This is a genomic window from Tautonia plasticadhaerens (assembly GCF_007752535.1).
Lineage (GTDB): Bacteria > Planctomycetota > Planctomycetia > Isosphaerales > Isosphaeraceae > Tautonia > Tautonia plasticadhaerens.
On the sequence record NZ_CP036426.1, the window covers coordinates 2,496,107 to 2,517,009 of the forward strand.

Annotated in this window: 13 protein-coding genes; 6 read left to right on the plus strand and 7 right to left on the minus strand. The window is 72.7% G+C overall.

All coding sequences use genetic code 11. The features are described from left to right. Window positions 1–52 precede the first annotated feature (52 nt). Window positions 53–1,072, minus strand: coding sequence for a porphobilinogen synthase (gene hemB / locus ElP_RS09730; RefSeq protein ID WP_145268776.1), 1,020 nt, complete (start codon window positions 1,070–1,072; stop codon window positions 53–55). Between the two features lie 197 nt (window positions 1,073–1,269). Between hemB and ElP_RS09735 the strand changes: the two genes are divergently transcribed. Together ElP_RS09735 and ElP_RS09740 are read left to right on the plus strand one after the other, a co-directional pair. Further along, window positions 1,270–2,205, plus strand: coding sequence for a DMT family transporter (locus ElP_RS09735; protein ID WP_197446848.1), 936 nt, complete (start codon window positions 1,270–1,272; stop codon window positions 2,203–2,205). Window positions 2,206–2,508: 303 nt separating this feature from the next. After that, entirely contained in the window at window positions 2,509–4,026 is a 1,518-nt protein-coding gene (locus ElP_RS09740; protein WP_145268780.1) for a hypothetical protein, read from the plus strand. Window positions 4,027–4,116: 90 nt separating this feature from the next. Here ElP_RS09740 and ElP_RS09745 read toward each other — a convergent pair whose 3' ends face one another. From ElP_RS09745 to ElP_RS37790, 4 genes are all read right to left on the minus strand, one after another. Further along, window positions 4,117–4,863 carry an amino acid ABC transporter ATP-binding protein gene (locus ElP_RS09745; protein ID WP_145268782.1) on the minus strand — a complete coding sequence of 249 codons (747 nt, stop codon included), beginning with the start codon at window positions 4,861–4,863 and terminating at the stop codon, window positions 4,117–4,119. Continuing rightward, a complete protein-coding gene (locus tag ElP_RS09750; protein WP_145268784.1) occupies window positions 4,860–6,479 on the minus strand; it encodes an ABC transporter substrate-binding protein/permease in 1,620 nt (539 codons plus the stop codon). The genes ElP_RS09745 and ElP_RS09750 overlap by 4 nt, the downstream gene beginning before the upstream one ends. Before the next feature lie 177 nt (window positions 6,480–6,656). Further along, on the minus strand, window positions 6,657–7,676 hold the full coding sequence (locus tag ElP_RS09755) for a sugar phosphate isomerase/epimerase family protein (RefSeq protein WP_145268786.1): 1,020 nt from the start codon (window positions 7,674–7,676) through the stop codon (window positions 6,657–6,659). Window positions 7,677–7,939: 263 nt separating this feature from the next. Next, window positions 7,940–10,012, minus strand: a complete 2,073-nt coding sequence (locus ElP_RS37790) for a vWA domain-containing protein (RefSeq protein ID WP_197446849.1) — start codon at window positions 10,010–10,012, stop codon at window positions 7,940–7,942. A 133-nt stretch (window positions 10,013–10,145) separates the two neighbouring features. On the opposite strand from ElP_RS37790, the gene ElP_RS09765 reads away from it, so the two are divergent. From ElP_RS09765 to ElP_RS09775, 4 genes are all read left to right on the plus strand, one after another. Further along, window positions 10,146–11,849, plus strand: a complete 1,704-nt coding sequence (locus ElP_RS09765) for an SUMF1/EgtB/PvdO family nonheme iron enzyme (RefSeq protein ID WP_197446850.1) — start codon at window positions 10,146–10,148, stop codon at window positions 11,847–11,849. Window positions 11,850–12,100: 251 nt separating this feature from the next. Next, the gene (locus tag ElP_RS09770) at window positions 12,101–12,871 is read left to right on the plus strand and encodes a hypothetical protein (protein WP_145268790.1); all 771 of its coding nucleotides are present in this window, start codon (window positions 12,101–12,103) and stop codon (window positions 12,869–12,871) included. A 65-nt stretch (window positions 12,872–12,936) separates the two neighbouring features. Further along, window positions 12,937–13,734: a hypothetical protein gene (locus tag ElP_RS37795; RefSeq protein ID WP_197446851.1), complete on the plus strand. Its 798-nt coding sequence runs from the start codon at window positions 12,937–12,939 to the stop codon at window positions 13,732–13,734. After that, complete coding sequence (locus tag ElP_RS09775) at window positions 13,731–15,488, plus strand: ABC transporter permease (RefSeq protein ID WP_197446852.1); 1,758 nt, start codon at window positions 13,731–13,733, stop codon at window positions 15,486–15,488. The genes ElP_RS37795 and ElP_RS09775 overlap by 4 nt, the downstream gene beginning before the upstream one ends. On the opposite strand, the gene ElP_RS09780 is transcribed toward ElP_RS09775, so the two are convergent. Together ElP_RS09780 and ElP_RS09785 are read right to left on the minus strand one after the other, a co-directional pair. Next, window positions 15,476–16,183 (minus strand): YdjY domain-containing protein, encoded by a 708-nt coding sequence (locus ElP_RS09780; RefSeq protein WP_145268794.1) that lies wholly within the window; start codon window positions 16,181–16,183, stop codon window positions 15,476–15,478. The two genes, ElP_RS09775 and ElP_RS09780, sit on opposite strands and share 13 nt — an antisense overlap. 271 nt (window positions 16,184–16,454) lie before the next feature. Continuing rightward, window positions 16,455–20,483, minus strand: a complete 4,029-nt coding sequence (locus tag ElP_RS09785; protein ID WP_145268796.1) for a type II secretory pathway, component PulD — start codon at window positions 20,481–20,483, stop codon at window positions 16,455–16,457. Window positions 20,484–20,903: the final 420 nt, after the last annotated feature.

Consider the following 20,903-nt stretch of genomic DNA (forward strand, 5'->3'; position numbering starts at 1 on the left):
TCGCGGGGATCGGCGACGGGTCGACCCGGCCCGGCCGGGTCAGCCCGACCGGTCAGCCCGACCGGAGCTTTCGGGCGGCGTCGGCGGCGAAGTAGGTGAGCACGCCGTCGGCCCCGGCCCTCTTGAAGGCGAGCAGGCTCTCCATCATGGCCCGGTCGCCGTCGAGCCAGCCCCGGTCGGCGGCGGCCCGGATCATGGCGTACTCGCCGCTCACCTGGTAGGCGTAGGTCGGCAGGCCGAAGGCCTCCTTCACGCGGTGGACGATGTCGAGATACGGCATCCCCGGCTTGACCATGACCAAATCGGCCCCCTCGGCGACGTCGAGGGCGACCTCCCGCAGGGCCTCGTCGCCGTTGGCGGGGTCCATCTGGTAGGTCTTCTTGTCGCCGGAGCCGAGGTTCGAGGCCGAGCCGACGGCGTCCCGGAAGGGGCCATAGAAGGCGGACGCATACTTGGCGGCATAGGAAAGCACCAGGACATGTTCGAATCCCGATTCGTCAAGGGCCCGGCGGATCGCGCCCACCCGGCCGTCCATCATGTCGCTGGGGGCGATCACGTCGCAGCCGGCCTCGGCCTGGACGACCGCCTGCCGGCAGAGGGCGGCCACCGTCTCGTCGTTGACGACGTAGCCGTCCCGGACCAGGCCGTCCTGGCCGTGGCTGGAGTAGGGGTCGAGCGCCACGTCGCAGATGACGCCGACGCCCGACACGGCGGCCTTCACCGCCCGGACGGCCCGGCATACGAGGTTCTCGGGGTTGAGGGCCTCCTCGGCGTCGGGGGTCTTCAGGGCGGGGTCGGTGGCGGGGAAGACGGCGATGGCCGGGATCTTTAGGTCGGCGGCGGTGGCGGCGGCCTCGACGAGCCGGTCGATCGAGAGGCGGTCGACGCCGGGCATCGAGGGGACGGGCTGGCGATCCTCGGGGCCCTCGAAGACGAAGAGGGGCCAGATGAGGTCATCGACGTTCAACTGGTGCTCGGCGACGAGGCGGCGGGACCAGTCGTGGCGTCGGACGCGGCGGGGGCGGGTGGTCGGGTATCGGCCGGGGTCGGCCGGGAGTCTCGGTCCGGGCATGGGATGGCTCCTGCGTCTGGCTTCGGCGGCGAGGGCCGCGATGCGACCATCATATGGCAGCCCGCACCCCGCCGGCCACCGATCGGGGAGGCCGGGTCGGCTTGACGTTCGCGGGCCGGGGGCGGGACAATCGGCCTTCCCCGCCGATGCTCCCCGACCTCGCCCCGCCCCCATCCCCCCCCGAATCAGGACCGCCGATGCCCGCTCCCGAAGTCTCCCGCCGTCTCGACCTCCCGGCCGTGGCGGGGGTGACGCTCTGCTGCGCCCTCTGGGGGGGGAACGCCGTGGCGGTGAAGTTCTCGGTGCCGGATCTCCCGCCATTCGGCTGCGCCGCCCTGCGGTTTCTGATCGCCCTGCCGATGGTGGCGCTGGTCTGCCGGATGCTGGGCCAGCCGATGTGGGTGGGGCGGAGGCACCTGGGGCTGCTGGCGGCGCACGCCTTCGTCTCCGTGCTCCAGATCGGCACGTTCAACTGGGGGACGAGCCTGAGCCTGGCGGGGAGGTCTTCGGTTTTCATCAACGTGCACCCGCTGGTGGTCGCCCCGCTGTCCTGGCTGGTGCTGGGGGAGCGGATGGGGGCGCTCGGCGTCGTCGGGCTGGTCTCGGCGGCCTTCGGGGTCGCCGTGCTGCTGTCGACGGGGATGCAGTCGGGGGGGGCGCTGACCGGGGACGTGGTCGTGCTGCTCTCGGGGGCCATCTTCGGGGCGCAGACGATCTTCCAGAAGCGGACCTTCCCCGTGATCCCGCCGGCCACGCTGCTGTTCGCGCAGTACGTGGTGGCGATCCCCATGTTCCTGGCCTATAGCGCGGCGGTCGAGGGGTTCGACTCCTACCGGTTCACGACCGGGGCGATCTGGGGTGTCCTCTTCCAGGGGGTGATGGTCTCGGGCGTCTGCTTCTCGGTCTGGATGCTCCTGCTGGGTCGCTACCAGGCCAATCGGATCGCCACGTTCGCGTTCATGACCCCCTTGTTCGGCGTCGCCTTCGGCAGCATGTTCCGGGGAGAGGCGATGCGCTGGGAGCTGGTCGCGGCGGGGGCGCTGGTGGGGACCGGGATCTTCCTCGTATCGAAGGATCGGGTCGAGCACCGGGAGGGGCCGGCGCTGGCGTTGCCGGGCGAGGACGCGCCGTGACGGGAGGGGGAGGTTGACGGATCACGCGACGGGCGGTCGAGGCGAGTCGCCCTCGGGGGCCGGATCGTCCATCCGGCATCCACCATCCGAGGCCCGTCATCCGCCATCTCGCATGCAGGAAGTCGCCCCGATCGGTTGGATCCACCGGAACTTGGGGCTGGCCCGGGGACGGATGACGCCGTCTGATGGTAGGAGGGCTCCGATCCTCTCCCGGGCCGTCGTCCCGCCCGAGGGGCCCCTCCCCGGCACGGTACGGACCCATCGCCGGGAATGCGTCGCGGCACCGATCACGCGAGGAAGATCATGAGGTCGTCACCCAGCCGCTCCCGTCGCGAGTTCCTCCAGTCGGCCTCGGCCCTCGGCCTGGGGGCGGGGCTCGGGCCCTGGGCGGTGCTCGGGCCGATCACCCCGGCGAGGGCCTCGGAGATGGCCGTCGGGCCGGAGGCGGTCCGATTCCGGCCGGAGATCGAGCCGGTCGTCCGCTGGATCGAGGAGACGCCGAGGGATCGGATCCTCGACGTGGCCGTCGAGCGGCTCGGCGGCGGGCTCCCCTACCGGGACTTGCTCTCGGGGTTGTTCCTGGCGGGGATCCGGAACGTCAAGCCGAGGCCGGTGGGCTTCAAGTTCCACGCGGTGATGGTGATCAATTCGGCCCACCTGCTGGGCCAGACCGCCCCGGTCGGGGACCGGCTGCTGCCGCTGCTCTGGGCGCTGGACTACTTCAAGTCGTCCCAGGCACAGGACGTCGAGGAAGGGGACTGGACCCTCTCGAAGGTCGACGAGGCGAGGGTGCCGGGCCCGTCCCGGGCCGTCGACGAGCTGGAAGGGGCCTTCGAGGCCTGGGACGCCGACGCGGCCGACGCGGCGACGGCGGGCGTCTGCCGGTCCCAGGGCGCGGCGGCGGCGATGGAGCCGTTCTGGAGGTGCGCCGTCCGGGACTGGCGGAACATCGGCCACAAGCCGATCTTCGCCATGCAGTGCTGGCGGACCTTGCAGGCGATCGGCTGGGAGAACGCCGAGCCGGTCCTGCGGTCGCTCTCCTTCGGGATCCTCGACACCCAGGGCAGCTCGCCCGGCGCCGAGGGCCCCTACGAGGCGAACCTGGAGCTGGCCCGGTCGATGCGACCGGACTGGACGGCCGGCCGCCTCGACCCCGGGGCGACGGAGGCGATGCTCGACGCCATGCGGTCGGCCCGCCCGGGGGACTCGTCGGCCGAGGCGGCCCGTTTGATCGGCGAGGGGATCTCGCCCGATTCGCTCTGGGACGCCGTGGTGCTCGCCGGGAGCGAGCTGCTCCTGAAGGAGCCGGGGATCATCCCGCTGCACGCGGTCACCTCGGCCAATGCGCTGCACTTCATCTACCACAACGCCAGCGACCCGACCACGAGGTCGCTCGCCCTGCTGCAAGCCGCCGGCTGGGTGCCGCTGTTCCGCGACCGCATGGACCTGGACGCGACGCCGGTGATCGACCGGATCGAGCCGATCGCCCCCGAGGCGGAGGGGGAGCAGGCCGTGGCGGCAATCTTCGAGGCGATCGGCGACGACCACCGGAAGGCCGCCGCGATGATCGTCGGTTACCTGGACGGCGGGGGCCCGGCCGAGCCGATTTTCGCGGCGGCCCGCTCCTCGATCTTCCGCAAGGGCCGGGACAGCCACGACTACAAGTACGGCGCCGCCGCCTGGGAGGAGCACCAGCTCGCCTCCGACCCGAGGTGGCGGCCCGCCCTGGCCGCCGCCATCGCGGCCCAGGTGCCGGGGTCCGGCACGAGCGACAGCCCGTTGATGAGGCGGGCGCAGGAGGCCGTAGGGCGGATCGGCTGAGCGCGACCGAGCAGGGACGGAGGCGGATGGGGTCGACGCATCCGCCCCTCATCCGCCCTCCGTCCTCCGCCGTCGGGGGGGAGGGCGGCCTCACGCCGCCAGCGTCTCGGTGAGGAAGCGGCGGGTGGCCTCCTGGCTCGGATTGTCGAGGACGGCCGTGGGGGGGCCGGACTCGACGACGACGCCCTGGTCGAAGACGTGGACGACGTCGGCGACGCGTCGGGCGAAACCCATGGCATGGGTGACGACGATCATCGTCTGGCCGTCCCGGGCGAGGTCGGCCATCACGGAGAGGACCTCGGCGGTCATCCGGGGGTCCAGGGCGCTGGTCGGCTCGTCGAAGAGGATGGCCCGGGGGCCCATCGCCAGGGCCCGGGCGATCGCCACCCGCTGCTGCTGGCCGCCGGAGAGCTGCACGGGGCGGGCGTCGATCTTCTCCCGGAGTCCGACCCGCTCCAGCAGGGCGACGGCCCGATGGTCGGCCTCGTCCCGGTCGAGGCCGAGGACGTGGATCGGCCCCTCGGTGATGTTCTGGAGCACGGTGCGGTGGGGGAAGAGGTTGAAGCCCTGGAAGACCATCCCCACCCGGGTCCGGATCTGCCGGAGGACTGCCTCGCGGTGACGGTCGACCGACCAGGGGTCGAGCGGCAGGCCGTCGACGACGACCGAACCGGCCTGGAACCGTTCCAGGCCGTTCAGGCAGCGCAGGAAGGTGCTCTTGCCGCTGCCGGAGGGCCCGACCACCACCGCGACCTCCCCGCGGTCGACGGCCAGGTCGATCCCCCGGAGCACCTCCAGCGCCCCGTGTCGCTTCACCAATCCGGACACCTCGATCATTCGGGGGCCCCCCTCTTCGTCGCTCGGGAGCGGTCGTCTCCCCGGAGACGGCGCTCGGACCATCGGGACAACCAGGACAGCGGCAGGCTCATCACCAGGTAGAGCACCGCGCAGGCCAGGGCGAACTCCAGCACCCCTCCGGTGCTGTTGGCGAGGATCTGGTACTGCTTGCTCAGCTCGACGATCGTGATCACCGAGCAGACCGAGCTGTCCTTGAACAGCGCGATGAAGTCGTTGGTCACCGGGGGGATGACGATCCGGACCGCCTGGGGGATCACCACCCGCCGCAGGGCGAGCCACCGGGGCATCCCCAGGGCCAGGGCGGCCTCCATCTGCCCGGCGGGGATCGCCTGGAGCCCGGCCCGGTAGATCTCGGCCTCGTACGCCGAATAATTGATCGCCAGCCCGGCGATCCCGGCGACATACGGCGGCAGGTTCGCCAGGTAGAACAGGACGAAGAGCTGGAGCATCAACGGGGTGCCCCGGATCAGTTCGACGTAGGCCGAGAGCGGGATCCGGACGAAGGCGGGCCCGTAGAGGCGGCCCAGCGCGATGAGCAGGCCGGCGACGATGGCGATGGGCATCGAGGCGACCGAGAGGACGATCGTCGTCCCGGCGGCGCCGAGCAGGTACCCGCGGTACTTCCAGATCAGGGCCCACCCGCGATCGGACTCCCGACTCAGCTCGGCCATCGAGGCGGCGACCCGGGCGGTGTCGAGCGTGGCGAGTTCCTCCTGGGCGTCGGTCCAGATGTCGTACGTGCGGTAGATGCGTTCGAGCGTCCCGTCGGCGATCAGGGCCTCGATCGCCCGGTCGAGAGCCCCGGCCAGCGCCTCGTCTCCGTTCCGGACGTAGATGACGTAATACCCGCGCCCCTCGGGGGGGCCGACGTTCTCCAGGCCGGGGAATTGCGGCCGATAGAATCGGGCGGCGGGGAGATCCTGGAGCGTGGCATCGAGCCGGCCGCTGAGGACCTGCATCATCGGGTCGGTGGCCCCGGTGTAGGCGCGGACCTCGACGGTCCCGTCCTGGTTCTCCCTCGCGAAGGTCTCGGCCGCCGAGGTGCCGAGCACGCCGACGCTCCAGCGGCCCCCGCCGGGCTTCGGCGCCTTCAGGTCGTCCCAGGACCGGATGGGGGCGCCTTCCCGGACCATCAGCTGGAGCTGGTAGATGTAGTAGGGGCGGGACGCCCGATAGTCCCGGACCCGGCTCGGGAGCAGCTCGTAGCCGTTGGCGACCGCGTCGACGCGCCCGGCGTCGAGGACGTTGAGCAACTGGTCCCACTGGCCCTGGGAGAGCTCGGCCTCGACGCCGAGTCGGGCGGCGAGGGCATCCACCAGCTCGACCTCGAAGCCGACGAGCCGGCCGGGGTCGTCGGGGTCGATGTAGGCGTAGGGGCCGCCGCCTTCCATGTCGCAGCCGTAGGAGAGCCGGCCGGTGGATCGGACGTGGTCCAGGGCGTCTCGGGCCGAGGCCGGTGGTGCCCCGATCAGGGGGGCGAGGAGCAGGGCGGGCAGGAAGATCAGCCTTCGGAGGGCTCGCGGGAGGAGAGGTGAGTTGCGGTGCAAGCCGGCCTCGGCCGGGGGGGGAGGAGACGCGGACGGGGGTTGTTCCATCAAGAAACCTCGTTCGGCTGGGGGACCCCTTTCTCCCGGGAAACGCCGGGCCTCTGGACGGGTACCATCTTTCAATGTCCCGGCCCCCCCGACAAGGGAAAACTGCGACCCTACGGGGGCGCGACCCGGGTCCCGGGTCGCGCCCCCGAGGGCGATGGGATCGGGAGGCGGTGCGGCTCAGGCCCTCGACTGGCCCTCGGCGAAGGCGGAGTCGAAGGCCCGGCCGGCGGCGGGGAACATCATAGTCCGCTTGATGAATTGCACGGCCTCGGCGGCGCCGAACTCGCGGTCCATGCCGGGGTCCTCCCACTCGACCGAGAGGGGCCCCTCGTAGCCGATCAGGTTCAGCTCGCGGGCGATCTCGGCGAAATCGACCTGGCCCCGGCCGGGGGATCGGAAGTCCCAGCCCCGGCGGGGGTCGCCGAAGTCGAGGTGGGAGCTGAGCAGGCCGGTCCGGCCGTCGAGCGTGGTGGCCACGTCCTTGACGTGGACGTGGTAGATCCGCTCCCGGATCTTCGGCTCCCGCAGGTAGTGGGCGGGGTTCATCCCCTGCCAGAGCAGGTGGCTGGGGTCGTAGTTGAAGCCGAACTCGGGGCGGCCGTCCACGGCGTCGATCGCCTTGAGGGCGGAGTACGTGTCGAAGGCGATCTCGGTCGGGTGGACCTCCAGCCCGAAGCGGACCCCCTCCTGCTTGAAGACGTCGAGGATGGGGTTGAAGACGTCGGCGAACTTCCGGAACCCGGCGTCGATCATCGAGGTCGGCGTGGGGGGGAAGGCGTAGAGCATGTGCCAGATGGAGGAGCCGGTGAAGCCGTTGACCACCGAGACGCCGAGCTTGGCGGCGGCCCGGGCCGTGTCCTTCAGCTCCTCGGCGGCCCGCTCGTTGACCCCCTTCGGGTCGCCGTCCCCCCAGACGTGGGGCGGCAGGATCGCCTTGTGGCGCTCGTCGATCGGGTCGAGCACCGCCTGGCCGACCAGGTGGGCCGAGATCGCCCAGCAGTTCAGGCCGTAGCGGCCGAGCAGCTCCTTGCGCTGCTTGCAGTAGCTGCCGTCTTCCAGCGCCTTCTTCACGTCAAAGTGGCCGCCCCAGCAAGGCAACTCGATGCCGTCATAACCCCACTCGGCGACTTTCGGGGCCCAGTGCTCCAGCGGCTGATCGGCCCACTGGCCGGTGAACAACGTGATCGGACGGGGCATGAGACATCCTCCCAGCGCATCGGTATGGGCGACATCGAGGTCGAGAGCGGGCACCCAGGCCGGCGAAGGAGACCGGCCGTCGTGGTGGACAGGGGGGCAGGGAGCCAAGGTAGGGGCACGGGGGGAGGAAGTCAATGATCGGGTGCGGCCCCCGGGCGGTGGGTGCGACGACGACCAGGAGTCTCGGGATGGGGGGCGGCGGGTGGCGGGCGGGGGAAGGCCGGGGGCCGATGACGCCCGACCCGCCGCCGGCCGCCATTCGCTCAGAAGTCGATCGGCTCATACGGCACCAACGCCATGCCGGATGCCGTCCGGTCCGGGTCGCCCCAGTCGTCGGCGTTGCGGCGGCGGACCAGCTCGGAGATGGCGGAGGCGAGCCGACGGCCGACGGCGGCCCGATAGGGGGCGTCGGCCTGGAGCAGCTCGGCCTGGGAGCGGGAGAGCAGGCTGTCGGGGGGGGAGGGGGGGAGCCCCTGACGCCGGGCGAGGTGCTCGGCGAAGGTGCGGTCCCCCCGGTCGGCGGACAGGAACGAGGACTCCCCGGCGGCGGCGGCGGTGCCGATCCGGAGCAGGTCGGTCAGGTCGGTGGCCCCCCCCTGGAGCGCCTGCTGGAACTGGCTGAGTTCGTCGATCAGGGCATCCAGCTCCGGTCGGGTCATCAGCATTTGCACCGTCACCATCGGCTCCCCCCCCACCCGCTCGGCGATCCAGCCCCGGCGCACCGAGGGTGCCTTCACCCCTTCGAGCCGGGGGTCGGGGCGTGGGCGGTCTCCCAGGAGGTCGACGAGCACGGGCGCGACCTGGTCGAGCGTCAGCCCCCGGCGGTCGACGTAGTCCCGGAGCCTCCCCTCGGCCTCGGCGTCGAGCAGCGCGGCGAGTTCCCTGGCGTACTGGACGCGGTCGTCGATGATCGCCCGGAGGGTCGGCCGGAGGGCGGAAGCGTCGGCCAGGCCCGGGCGGACGGGGGGGATCGGCCGCTCGAAGCCGGAGTCCCGGTCCCGGGGGCGATAGGACCCGGAGGCGAGGGCGTCCCACTGGGACTGATACCGCTCGGGCTCGTCCCCGGCGAGGTCGTCGCGGCGGATCGAGACGGCGGCGATCGTGATCCGGTGGTGCCGGGCCAGCCGGGCGAGGGCCTGGGCCCGGGAGGCGTCCCGGTCGTGGTCGGGGGCGTCGCCGATGAGCACGAGGAGCTTGGTCGCCAGGTCCCCCTCCCGGCCGGTCGGCCAGGAGAGGTGCCGGGAGGCGCCGATCGGCTCGTCGGCGGGGGCCGGCAGGGCGGCGGCGACGCCGTCGAGCACGGCCTCGGCGACCGAGCCGTCGCCCCGCCGGGCCGCGTCGAGGCGGTCGAGCGTCTTCCGGAAGATGCTCGGATGGGTGAAGGGGGAGGCGATCCGGACCGAGTAGTCGAACGCCGGGTGTTCATCGCGGTAGGCGACCAGCCCGAGCCGGAGTGAAACTCCCTGGCGATCCGCCTCGTCGGAGAGGTCGGCGGCCAGGCCCCGGGCGGCGTCGATGTAGGACTGCATCGACGCGGTCGTGTCGACGACGAAGGCGATGTCGATCCGGCGGAGGAGCCTCGTCAGGTGATCCGGGGGCTCGGCCGGGGGAGGGGGGGGAGGGGAGCGGTCCTCGACGAGGCTGGCGACCTCGAAGATCGTCCGGGTCGAGCCGTCGGGCTGGGGGATCGCGTCGCCGGAGAGGATCGGCAGTCCGAGCGTGGGGTCGGTTCGGTCGTCGTCGGCCCCCGGGTCGGGCTCCCGGCCCTCGGTGGGGCAGGCGCCATCGTGCCGGGGGCAGTCCCGATCGGCGAGGGCGTCGAGCAGGCAGGACCTCTCCCGGTAGACGACCAGCGGAGGACGGCCGCCCCGGGGGGTGGGGCGGGCCATCAGCCGGGTGTCCCAGGCCAGCACGGCGTCGGCGGGCACCCAGCCGGTCGGGGGCCCCTCGGCCGGGCCGACCCGGAGGGAACGGGGGCCGTCCGGCCCCTCGGGCCGGGCCTCCTCGAAGACGAACTGGACGGCGTAGTAGTCCAGCGGGTCGCCCGAGGGCGGGGAATCCGGTCCGGGTCCGAATCGAGGGCGGAGGCCGAGTTCCCGGACGAGCACCTTGCGGCGGAGCCCGTCGGCGGTCCGGAGGATGCCGTCGTCGACCGGGGGCGGATCGTGGGCCGCCTCGACGTCCGGCCGTCCCGCCCCGGGAGGGGGCCCGGGGACGCCCGGCCCGACCACGGGGGGACGGCCCGGCCCCCCCCGGAACAGGGAGGCCATGCCGAGCGCCGAGCCGACGACGAGCGTCACCAGGTAGAACACCGGCATCCGGTAGAGCGGCGGCATCACCCCCTCGGGCGGTCGAGACGATTGGATGGCACCAGCCCGATTCGGCCGGCCCGGACCTCTGGTATCGTACGAGGGATCGGGAGGGCGGCAACACCGCCCCCCGGGCGTCCCGCTTTCGAGGAGGAGCACCGTGACGCGACCGACGACGATCCGCCCGCTGCTCGGCCTGATCCTGCTCGGGGGCCCGGCGTCGGTCTCGACCGACGCCCAGGCCCCGGTGACCCTGACCCGGTGGGAAGGCCCGGCGTCCCCGTCCTCGGCGGGCCGGGCCCCGGGGCAGGCGATGTTCCTGCTCCGGGCCCGGGCCCGGTGGTCGCCCGACGCCCCGGGGGAACGCGACCGGTACGAGCTCCGGGTAACGCTCCCCGACGGCCGGGTCGGACGCCGGCCGATGCGGCCCGAGGAGGGGCCGGGGTCCCTGGTCGTCACCTTCCCGGTCCCGGCAGACTCCGTGCGCAACCTGCTCCCGGAGGCGGTGAACGTCGAGGTGGCCCTGGTCGACCCGACGACCGGAACCCCGATGAGTAACCCGCTCGTCGCCGACATCTCCCGGTTCCCGAACCCGGGTCCCCCGCCGAGTCGGGCCCCGACCGGGCCGTTCGACTGGGGCAGGCCGCTCTCCCCGGGCGAGTCCGGCTCCGGGGCGTTGCCCAGGTCGTGCCCGGGCGGCTGGCGGTTCGTCCGGGTCGCCTCGACCCCCGACCGGCCCGGGTTCTTCGTGGCGACGACCGAGGCGACGAACCGCCAGGTCGCCGACCTCCTGCCCGACCACGACCCGGACGCCGGACGCTCCGACGAGTTCTCGCTCGACGCCCCCGAGCAGCCCGCGATCAACCTCACCCCCGGGCGGGCCGAGGCCTACCTGGCCGCCCTCCGGGAGGCCGACCCGGCCGGCGTGCCGTTTCGCCTGCCGACCCGGGCCGAGTGGGAGCGGGCCGCCCGGGCGGGGCGAAACGCGGCCTACTGGTGGGGAGACGCCCCGGTCTTCCCCGACGGGGCGAACTTCCTCGGCCCGGAACCGGGGGAGGAGGCGGACACGACCGCACCCGAGTCGGGATCGGGCGACGGCTTCCTCGCCAACCCGTGGGGGCTCGTGCACACGTTCGGCAACGTCGCCGAGTGGGCGACCGGGGGGGACGGCGGCTCGGCCTTCTCCCGGATGGGCGGCCACTTCCGGAGCGAGCCCGCCCAGGCCCTCGAACCCCCGGTCGTCGACGACCCGGCCGCCCTCGGGCCCGACCCCTACGTCGGGCTCCGGCCCGCGTTCGACCTGGATGCGGCGACCGGCGCCGAGCTGATCCGCCGGCAACTGGCCGACGACCCCGAGCTGGCCGGGGTGGGCGTCTCGTTCGACCCCGACGCCGCCTCGGCGACCCTCTCCGGCCCCGTCCCCGGGACCGAGGCCCGGCGGAGGGCCTCGGAGCGGCTTCGGTCGCTCTGGTTCCTCGCGGCCGTCGTCGACGAGATGCGGACGCCGGTCCGGGCCCCCGGCCGTCTCGCCTCGATCGGCGGCGTGGCGGGGACGCCGACCCCGACGAGGCTCCTCGGCCGGACGATCCTCCGCGTGCCCGTCTCCGCCTCCTGGGACGGCCCCCAGCCGGTGGCGGGGTCGGACTGGTGGCTGAACGTCTACGGCCCTGGAGGCGCCCACTGGGCTTATCGGCTCGACGCCGGAGAGCCGGGGAAGCCGACCCTCCTGCTCGCCATCCCGGCCGGGCTGGTCGGGCCCGACGGGACCGCCCGGGTCGCCCTGAGCCTCGGCGTCCCGGCGACGTCTCCGGAGGAGCCGAGAGTCGTCAGCGACCTGGCCATGCTGAAAATCCGGGGAGGCTGACGGGCCGAGGGCCGGCGGCGACGGCCCGACCCGCGCGGGGGACGGACCGGGGCCCCGACCGATCCGAGCCCGTCGCCCCTCCCGCCGCCCCCGACCTCTGGGCCATCGACCGCCCGCCCCCGACGTCGATCCCCCGGCTCCTCCCCGCCGTTCTCCCCCGGATCGCGACCGAAGTTCGGGGGGCCACAATCTCGACCGACGGGGGGCGAACACCCTCCCGTCCCGTTCCCAGCCCTGAGAGGACGCCCGAGATGGACGACGCGAACGCCCCCGGGGCGACGCCGGAGCCGGTGACCGCCCGGTCCCTGGGATTGCTGAACATCATCTTCGGCGCCCTGTTCCTGCTGGGGAACGGCTACGAGGCCGGCGTCGTCCTGGCACTGCCGTTCTACGGCAGGCTGATGGACTGGGGCCAGTCGATGGCCCGGCAGCAGCAGGACGAGCGTCGCAGGGCCCTGATGGACCGATTCGACCAGCAGATCGAGGAGGCGGAGTCGGACGAGGGGCGGGAACGGGTCGAGGCCGAGCGCACCGTGGCCGAGATGAACGATGTCGGCGACCTCCCGATGATGGAGTTCCCGATGGACTTCCTCGACCGGCCAGACGTGCGGAATGGCGTGCTCGCCAAGCTCGGCGTGATGGGCAGCCTCAACGTCCTGTTGATCGCCTCGGGGTTCGGGCTGACGTGGCTCCGGGGCTGGGGCCGGGGTCTGGGCCGGGCCGTCGCCCTGCTGATGATCCCGGCGGTCCTCGCGTTCCTGACCATGGAATTGATTGCGGCCCCCTCGCTGGCGGGGGGCTGGACGGACGGCATGTCGGAGATGATCCTCGGTCCCGGGGCCTCGCCGTCCCCCGCGTTCGCCGAGGCGATCGACCTCTACCGGCAGGGGGCCACCCGGGTCTTCGCCTTCTCGATCGCGACGACCGGGAGCCTGGCGCTGCTCTACCCGATCCTCGTCCTCGTCGTCGCCTCCCGCCCCGGCGTCGGGCTCGCGGTGCGACGGCCGACGCCGGCCCCCTGACCCCGGCGTCGGTCAAATCACCGACCCGACCCGACCCGACGCGACCCGCACCCCGCCGGAGCCCGATGATGACCGCCCCGCATCCCCCCATCCCCGTCCGCCCCAGGCCGAGGCCCGTCCGGGCCCTGGGCGTCCTGAACATCGTCTTCGGGGCGATCCTGCTGGCCTACTCCTGGCTGATGCTCGGCGGCATGGCCTTCAACGGCATGTCCCCGGGGCCGACCGAGGCGCTGGAGGAGGCCGTCGTGGCGACGGCGAAGGCGGATCATGAGGAGACGCTCCGGCGGCTCGAATCCCTCGAACGGCGGGCCGAGCACGACGAGGCCCGGGAGGTGTTCCGGGCCGAGCGGCTCCGTCGGGAGGAGGCGGGCCCGGGCGTCCCCCCCCAGGCCCAGATGTTCCTGATGAGCGGGGAGATGCGGGGGATGATGGCCTGGACGGGGGTCGGCGCGGTCCTCGGCCTGGGCCTGAATCTCGCGCTGATCGCCTCGGGGGTCGGTCTGGTGCAGCGGGTCGAGTGGGGGCGTCGGCTCGGCCTCCGGACGGCGGCCGTGAAGCTGCCGGTGGTGGTGGTGATGCAGGTGCTCTGGCTGGCCTGGGTGGTGCCGTCGCTCTCCCGGGCGGTCGGCGAGCCGGTCGGCGACATGATGGCCGCCCAGGGCGGGGGCATGCCCGCGGGGATGCCCAACATGACCCAACTCTACGCGGTCATCTACTCGATCTGGGGGGTCGTCGTGCTGCTCCTCGGGTCGACCTACCCGATCATCCTGCTCGTCATGCTCCGTCGCCCCGGGCTGAAGGCCGCGTGCGAGCCGGCCGAGCGTCGGGGTCGGGCCATGTTGCTGGAGGCCGCACGATCGTGAGCCGTCACCTCGCCTCGATCGCCCTCGGCCCGCTGGTCGGCCCGGAATGCCGGAGGGCATCCCGGCGCGGCTGGCTGTTCGCGGCCCGGACGGCCTCGGCCCTGCTCGGTTCGGCCGCGCCGCTGGTGGTCCTCTGGTGGTGGTGGATCAACTGGAACGAGGCGGCCGACCCGGACTTCTCCCCCTTCGGCCCGCTCCGGGGGGCCCTGGCCGTGCTCGTCGGCCTGGGGGCGGCGATCGGCCTGGTGCTCGGGCCTGCGGTGCTGGCCGGCAGCCTGAGCGGGGAGCAGGAGCGGGGGTCGATGGGCCTCCTGCTGACGACGCGGGTCAACGCCTTCGAGGTGGTCGCCGGGCGACTGTCGGGGCGGTTCTCCCAGGTGGCGATGATCCTGCTGGCGACGGCGCCGCTGATGCTGCTGCTCGCCTTCCTGTCGGCGATCGGCCCGGCGTCGCTGCTGACGATGCTGCTGTATGGCCCTGCGCTGGCGCTGGGGGCCTGCGGGCTGACGGCGGGGGTGGCGGTCGCCTGCCGGAGGGGGAGGGACGCGCTGCTCGGCTCGTACGCGATCGGGCTGGGCCTGATCGTCGCCGGGAGCCTTCTGCCGGGCTGGACGGCCTGGGGCGCGGGGCTGTCGGTGCTCAACCCGTTCGCGCCGATCGTGCCGCTGGCCTGGGCCGAGGACCCGATGCCCGCGCTGCTGTCCGCGTCCTGCTGGCTGGCGATCGGCTCGGCCGGGCTGGCGGCGGCGATCGTCAGGCTGAGGCCGAACAGCCTGAAGTGGCTCGACGGCGACTCGGGCCGCCGGGGCCGCCGGGCGACTCGACGGGGGAAGATCCCCCCGCTGGGGGCCCGGCCCATGCTCTGGAAGGAGATCTACATCGAGCGCCGGAACAGCCTCGGCGGCCTGGGGAGATGGCTCGGCTACCTCGCGGTGGGCTACCTGGTGATCGCCAGCACGTTGCTCGCGGGCCGATACCTCGATGCGCTGCTCCGGCTCGGCGACCTGGCGCGGGCCGACGAGCAGCTCTCGCTGCTGCAGGAGGCGATCGTCGACACGTCGTCGTACTTCGGTGTGTTCATCCAGTGGGCGGTCGGCCTGAGGGCGGCGGTGGCGATCGCCGGGGAGCGGGATCGGGAGACGTGGGACGCCCTGCTGACGAGCCCCCTGGAGGGGCGGGAGATCGTCGGCGGCAAGCTGCTGGGGAGCCTGCACGCCTTGCGTTGGCTGTTCCTGGCAACACTGTTCGCCTGGTCGCTGGCCCTGGGGATCGGGGCGATGACCCCCCGGGAATACCTGCACGCGATCGCCTGGACGGGGGTGATCTCGGCCTTCATGGCGGCCGTCGGCGTCCGGATGTCGCTGGCCTCCTCGACCGCGACGACGGCGATGGCGATGACGATCGGCGCCTGGCTCGGGGCGATCATCGGGCTGTCGATGCTGGCCGGGCTGCTGACGGGGCTGGGGGCCCTGGGGTTCGTCCTCTTCTGGGTCGCCTCGACCCAGTTCGGGCTCCAGTCGGCCCCGGCCCCATGGTTCCCGATCGGGGGAGACACGGGATTCGCCCTGCTCCAATTGCTGCTCTACGCGGGGATCACTTCGTCGATCGTCGCCGAGTCCCGGGCCCGGTTCGACCGCCTCGCCGGCCGGATCGTGCCCGACGACGCCTGGGCGACCGGCGAGCCCCGGCCCGACGCCCCCCGGCCGGGCCCGGCGGCCGAGCCGGTGCTGGCGTCGAGCGATCAGCCCGGCTGATCGGCCGGTGCGTCCGGCTGCGTGACGGGCTCGAAGTAGAGGGTGACGAACTCGCCGAGCGGCGCGATGGCCGGGGTGTTGGCCACGTAGTTGAGCGCCGCGTCGTCGGCGGTGCTGGCGATCGGGAGGTCGAGGATCGCCTCGGGGAAGTTGGAGACGGTGATCAGGTCGCCGCCGTCTGCGGCGTAGAGGGGCCTCTCCAGGCCGGGCCGATCGATCTCGAAGCTGCCGGCGAAGACCCAGCGGATCTCCAGCGGCGTGCCGGTCTCCTCCTCCTGGACCCAGGACCGGGCGTCGGCCTTCCGGGCCTCGCCGCCCTCGGCCCACTCGACGGTGATGGCGATGGCCGGCCCCTCGGGGGGGGTGAACTCGGGTTGGTAGCGGACCGGGTGGCCGGGCTCGACGCCGGTGAGGATGAGGCCGGCGTGGATGAGCCGGGGGGAGGCGTCGGTGGCGAGGATCGCCTCGTGCTCCTTGGTGTTCCTCAGGCAGAGCAGGTGTTCGAGGAAGCCGTCCCGCTTGACGACCTGGGCCCGCATCACCAGCCTCCGGGCCTCGGGATCGAACCAGAGGGCCGGGCCGAGGGGCCTGTAGCCCTCGGGGGCCTCGAAGTGGTCCTCCCGGGGGGCGTCGATCGGCAGTTGCGGGGCCGTCCCCAGGGAGACGGCCAGGCAGGCGAGCCAGGGGGCGAGCATCGGTGAATCCTCTCGGGTGCTGCGCCTCAACCCGGCCGGTCGGCCGGGCACGGGATCCGGCACGCGAGGGGCCGAGGCCCGGGCTCGGGCGTCAGGATTCAGGCTATCGCCCGGGCCGGGAAATGGAAAGGGCCGCCGGGGTTGCCCCCGGCGGCCGGTCGCGTTTGGGAAGAAGGTTGGCGGGTGGGCCGGGCCGCGTCGCATCGCTTGGCGTCGCAAGAGAGTCGTCGCGATCCGATCGACCCGGCCCGCGGTCGGGCCGGGCCCGGGATCAGGGCAGGCCCTGGACCGGGACGGCCGGGATGCCCAGCCGCTCCTCCTCCTCCTCGAGGATGATGATCCTCGGGGTGACCATCAGCATCAGGCTGTCGGAGGTCCGGCCGATGCCGACGTTGCGGAACAGCCGGTTGATGGTCGGGATCTTGGAGAGCACCGGCGTGCCGAACTCGAGCCGCTGCTCGGTCAGCCGCTTGATGCCGCCCATGAGGACCGTGCCGCCGTCGGGGACCGTCACCGTCGTGATGACGAAGGTGTTGGAGACGATCGGCAGCTGGATCGTCGACTGCAGGTTGGCCGCACCGCCGCCCAGGCCGCCGCCGCCGACCGCACCGGAGCCGAAGGTGAAGGTCTGCACGTCGGAGATCACCTGGAAGAACGGCTGGAGCGTCAGCCGGACGTAGCGGCGGTCGGCCGTCACGACCGGTGTGACGTTCAGGGTCACGCCGTCCTGGATCGGCGAAATCTGCGGCTGGAAGGCGATGGCACCGTTGGAGACCAGCGGCGTCAGGCCGGTGACCAGGAACCGCTGGGTCTGGTCGCCGATGGTGGCGGTGGCACCGTTGAAGGTGGTGACCTTCGGGGCCTGCACCACGTTCGCCCTCAGGTTCTGCTGGACCGCCTGCATGAACAGGTAGACTTCCAGGTCGCTGAGGAACGCGATGCCGAAGTTGGTGCCCGCACTCGGGTTGGCCAGGTTCAGCAGGCCGCTGGCCGGCGAGAAGCTGTCCTGCAACACCGGAATCTGCAGGTTGTCGGTGAACCGCTGCGTCCCGACGCCCGGCTGGGAGTTGCCCACGCCCAGGACCAGGGGCTGCCGGTTGCCCAGCGAGTGGTCGCGGGCCGGGTTGACCAGGTAGGGCGGTGCCGCGGCCGCGGCACCGCCGCCGCCACCACCGCCGCCGCCGCCGCCGGCACCGGGGACGACCGGCACGGCCGCCGGGTTGGGCACCACGAAGCTGCTCTTGGGCCCGAAGAGGTCGGACTGGATCGAGAAGTCGAAGTCGACGCCGATGAACTCGGCGAAGTTGTCGTTGACGGTGATGAACCGGACCTCGACCGACACCTGGAGGTCCTGCAGCCTGCGGAGCTGGCGGAGCAGGTCGATGACCTGGTCGTGCACCTCCGAGGTGTGCCGGATGATCAGGCTCAGGTTCAGGAAGAACGGCGTGATGGAGCCGATCGGCGGCTCCTCCTCGCCGAAGCCCAGGCCGCCCCCCTCGCCGCCGAAGCCGCCGCCGCCGAGGCCGTAGCCGGTCCGGATCGAGTTGCCGGTGTTGGGGTCCTTGATCTCCCAGGTCGTGGGCTCGATCGAGGTGGTGATCAGCTGCATCAGCGGGCCGAAGTCGACGTCACGCTCCTGCTCGACCTTCGTGGTGATGCCGCCGGTGTCGCCGCCCGTGGTGAGGACGTTGGGGTCCTGCTGGGCCTGCGGGGCGGGGGAGTTGTTGATCGGGTTGAGCAGCTGCTGGGGCGGCTTCGGGTTCCGGGGAGGGGCGACCACGAGGTCGGCCACCTGGTAGACCCGGGGGAAGACCCGGCTCTTGGACTGCGGCGTGGTGATGATCAGCACGCCGTCCTCGATCTTGTAGCTCAGGCCGTGGGGCTCGAGCATCAGCCGGAGGACCGTCTTGATCTTCACGTCGTTGAGGATGAGGTTGTTGACCGGCGTCTGCTCGGTCAGGGCCTCGTCCTGCAGGGCGACGGTGTCGATCGTGATGTTCAGGCCGGTGTAGTTCCGGAGGAAGTCGGCGGCCTCCCCGATCGAGCCGTCGGGCATGTTGATCGAGATCGGCTCGTTGAGCTTCCGCTCGACCTCCACCGTCTCCGGGGCCTTGTAGGGCTCGGGCTCGGCGAACCGGCCTCGGTCCTTGGTCATCTCGAGGAAGTTCCTCGGATAGGCGATGCCGTTGCGGAGCACGTCGCCGTCGATGACCGAGGAGCGGTCGATGTCGTGCAGGGCGTTGAGGACCCCCTCCTCCTTGGCGTCCCGGATCCGCTGGTCCTCCTCGTAGTGCCGCTTGACCCGCATGACGGTGGCCATGGCGGTGGCGGACACGTTGTTGGGGTCCAGGGCGATGACGCGCTCGGCCCAGGCCTCGGCGGCGGCGTAGTCGCCGTCGTTCTGGGAGGCCATGGCCTTCTCCATCATCTCCGCGACCTGCTTCTGCTTGGCGATGTCGGCCTCGTAGATGCGAAGCTTCTCCCGCTTGGCGTCCGCGGAGGCCTCCTTGTCGGCCATCTTGGCGTCGAAGGAGAGCTTGTCCTTCTTGGCCAGCTCGATGGCGACCTCGAGCCGCCGGAGCATCGTCCGGGAGACCGGGGCGGAGAGCCCGGCGGCCTCGACGGAGGCCTTGGTCTCCTCCAGCAGGGTGATGGCCTGGTCGGGCTCGACCTCCATCAGCCGACGGCTCTCGGCGACCTTGGTCCCGACCTCGGCGTTGAGCCGCTGGGCCTCGATCGTCGCGGCGTCGAGCTGGGCCTCCAGGCCGCCGGCCGGGGCGGCGTCGGCCCCCTGCGGCAGCCTCATGAGCATGTCCTGGACCCGCTGGGCCATCTCGGCGTCGAGGGCCGAGGGCATCGAGGCCACCTCGTTGAACAGGGCGCGGGCCCGCTCGAACTCCTGCTCCCGGACCGCCGCCATGGCGGCGTCGTAGAGCTGCAGCGAGGCGGCCTGCTCGGCCAGGTCGATCTGGGCCTTCAGGTCCTCGGCCTCGGCGCCGGCCCCGGCCGCGACGGCCCGGTCGGCCGCCTCGCGGGCCGCGGCGAAGTTGCCGCCGGCGAGCATCGAGTTGGCGTTGTCGAGTTCCGAGGCGGCCGGGTCGGCGTTGGGCACCTCCCCCACGGCCACCGCCATGCCGGCCGGCTCGCCCTCGTCGAAGGTGGGGGGCATCTCGATCACCGCCGGGGCCGTCGGGTCGGCGGCGCCGGCGAACGGGTCGACCTCGACCTCGTTCTGGGTCAGCACGACCTCGGGGTCGCCGGTCGGGGTGGCGAGGCCGCCGCCCGATCGGGCCAGCTCGACCTCGTGGAGGACGGCCTCGGCACGGTCGGCGTCGAGGGTCGGGACGACGTCGAGGCGGAGGGCGTGGCGGGCCTTGGCGTCGGCGGCGTCAAGCTCCCCCTGCTGGAGCATCGTCCGGGCCTCGGAGACGAGCAGGTCGTAGGTCGACTGGTCGTTCCGGGAGGCGCCCGACTTCTGGGAGCGGAGGGCCCGAGTCGCGGCGATGACCTTCTCGGGGCTGTCCTCCAGGACGCCGAAGCTCAGGCCCCACGAGGCGACCTCCTGGGCGATGGCCTGGGCGCGGTCGTAGTCTCCGCCGGCCAGGGCGGCGCGGGCCTCGTCGAGCCGGGCCTTGGCGGCGGACTTCTGCTGGCCGGGGTCGCCGGCCGGCGGGGCCGAGGCGGCGACGGCGGCCGGGCCGCCCTCGGGCATGGCCTTGTCCAGCTCCTTCTGGAGCTTGTTGGGGGTGACCTCGTCGAAGAGGCCCCACTTGACGTCCATCACCCGGGCCTTGTCGACCTTGGCCTGGGCGGCGTCGAAGTCGCCCCGGGCCAGATCCTCCCGGGCCGAGACGAGCAGCCAGCGGGCCGCCGACTTGGAGTCGGTCGGGTAGTCCCGGCCCAGCTGATCGGGCTCGGCCGGGGCCGCGGCCCCGGCGGCCGGGGCCGCGGCGGTGGCCGGCTGGCCGACCGGGCGGACTTCGGCGTCCTGGGCCGGGACGCCGCCCTGTCGGGCGGCGACAACATCCATGGCCCGGAAGTACTCGTCGAGCCGGGCTTGCTCGGCCTCGGAGAGCGACTCGCGATAGTCGTGGGCGGCCTTCAGGTACTTGGCCGCGAGATCATACTGGCCGTTGTTGAAGAGTTGAGCCCCCGCCCTGAGGTACTCCACCGGCGGGGCCGGGGCAGGGGGGCGGGACCCCGGGGCGGGCGACGGCACGCCCTCCTGGTAGGCGCCTTGTGTGGCGGCCGACCAGGCCCCAATGCTCATCAGGATCGTGAGTGTTCTGAGCCTTCCCAACGCGACCTCCTTTCGCCGCGGCCGGAGACGACCGCCGACTTCCCTGGCGGCGGTCCGAGCGTGGCCTCCGACGCGGGGGATTGAAGGCCGCCGTGGCCCGATGCCCCGCCGGGACGCCCGTATTCCAGGCATCCCGGCCGGCCCGAGCCCGGCGGCTGCACCCTGCTCCGATCCGGCTGCGATGGGTCTTGCCGAGGTGTGGGGCGACCGGCGACTACCGAGACAGGGACTGACGTGCCGGTTTGCTACCGCAATCCCGGCCGATGGTCAACCCCGACGGCCGCGGCCCTCGCCGCGACCCCGCCCGACCCGCTCCTCCGACATCTTCCCCGGACCGTCCACCGTCCGACACCGGCCTCGGCTCCGGGGGAACCGGGGCCTCGCGGCGTCGTTGCCGCTCCCGTCGCCCCCGGGGCCCCC

Bases quoted from the DNA above. Each gene is read 5' to 3' on its own strand.
- hemB (WP_145268776.1), bottom strand. From the start codon at position 1,072: ATGCCCGGACCGAGACTCCCGGCCGACCCCGGCCGATACCCGACCACC.
- ElP_RS09735 (WP_197446848.1), top strand. From the start codon at position 1,270: ATGCCCGCTCCCGAAGTCTCCCGCCGTCTCGACCTCCCGGCCGTGGCG.
- ElP_RS09740 (WP_145268780.1), top strand. From the start codon at position 2,509: ATGAGGTCGTCACCCAGCCGCTCCCGTCGCGAGTTCCTCCAGTCGGCC.
- ElP_RS09745 (WP_145268782.1), bottom strand. From the start codon at position 4,863: ATGATCGAGGTGTCCGGATTGGTGAAGCGACACGGGGCGCTGGAGGTG.
- ElP_RS09750 (WP_145268784.1), bottom strand. From the start codon at position 6,479: ATGGAACAACCCCCGTCCGCGTCTCCTCCCCCCCCGGCCGAGGCCGGC.
- ElP_RS09755 (WP_145268786.1), bottom strand. From the start codon at position 7,676: ATGCCCCGTCCGATCACGTTGTTCACCGGCCAGTGGGCCGATCAGCCG.
- ElP_RS37790 (WP_197446849.1), bottom strand. From the start codon at position 10,012: ATGCCGCCGCTCTACCGGATGCCGGTGTTCTACCTGGTGACGCTCGTC.
- ElP_RS09770 (WP_145268790.1), top strand. From the start codon at position 12,101: ATGGACGACGCGAACGCCCCCGGGGCGACGCCGGAGCCGGTGACCGCC.
- ElP_RS37795 (WP_197446851.1), top strand. From the start codon at position 12,937: ATGATGACCGCCCCGCATCCCCCCATCCCCGTCCGCCCCAGGCCGAGG.
- ElP_RS09780 (WP_145268794.1), bottom strand. From the start codon at position 16,183: ATGCTCGCCCCCTGGCTCGCCTGCCTGGCCGTCTCCCTGGGGACGGCC.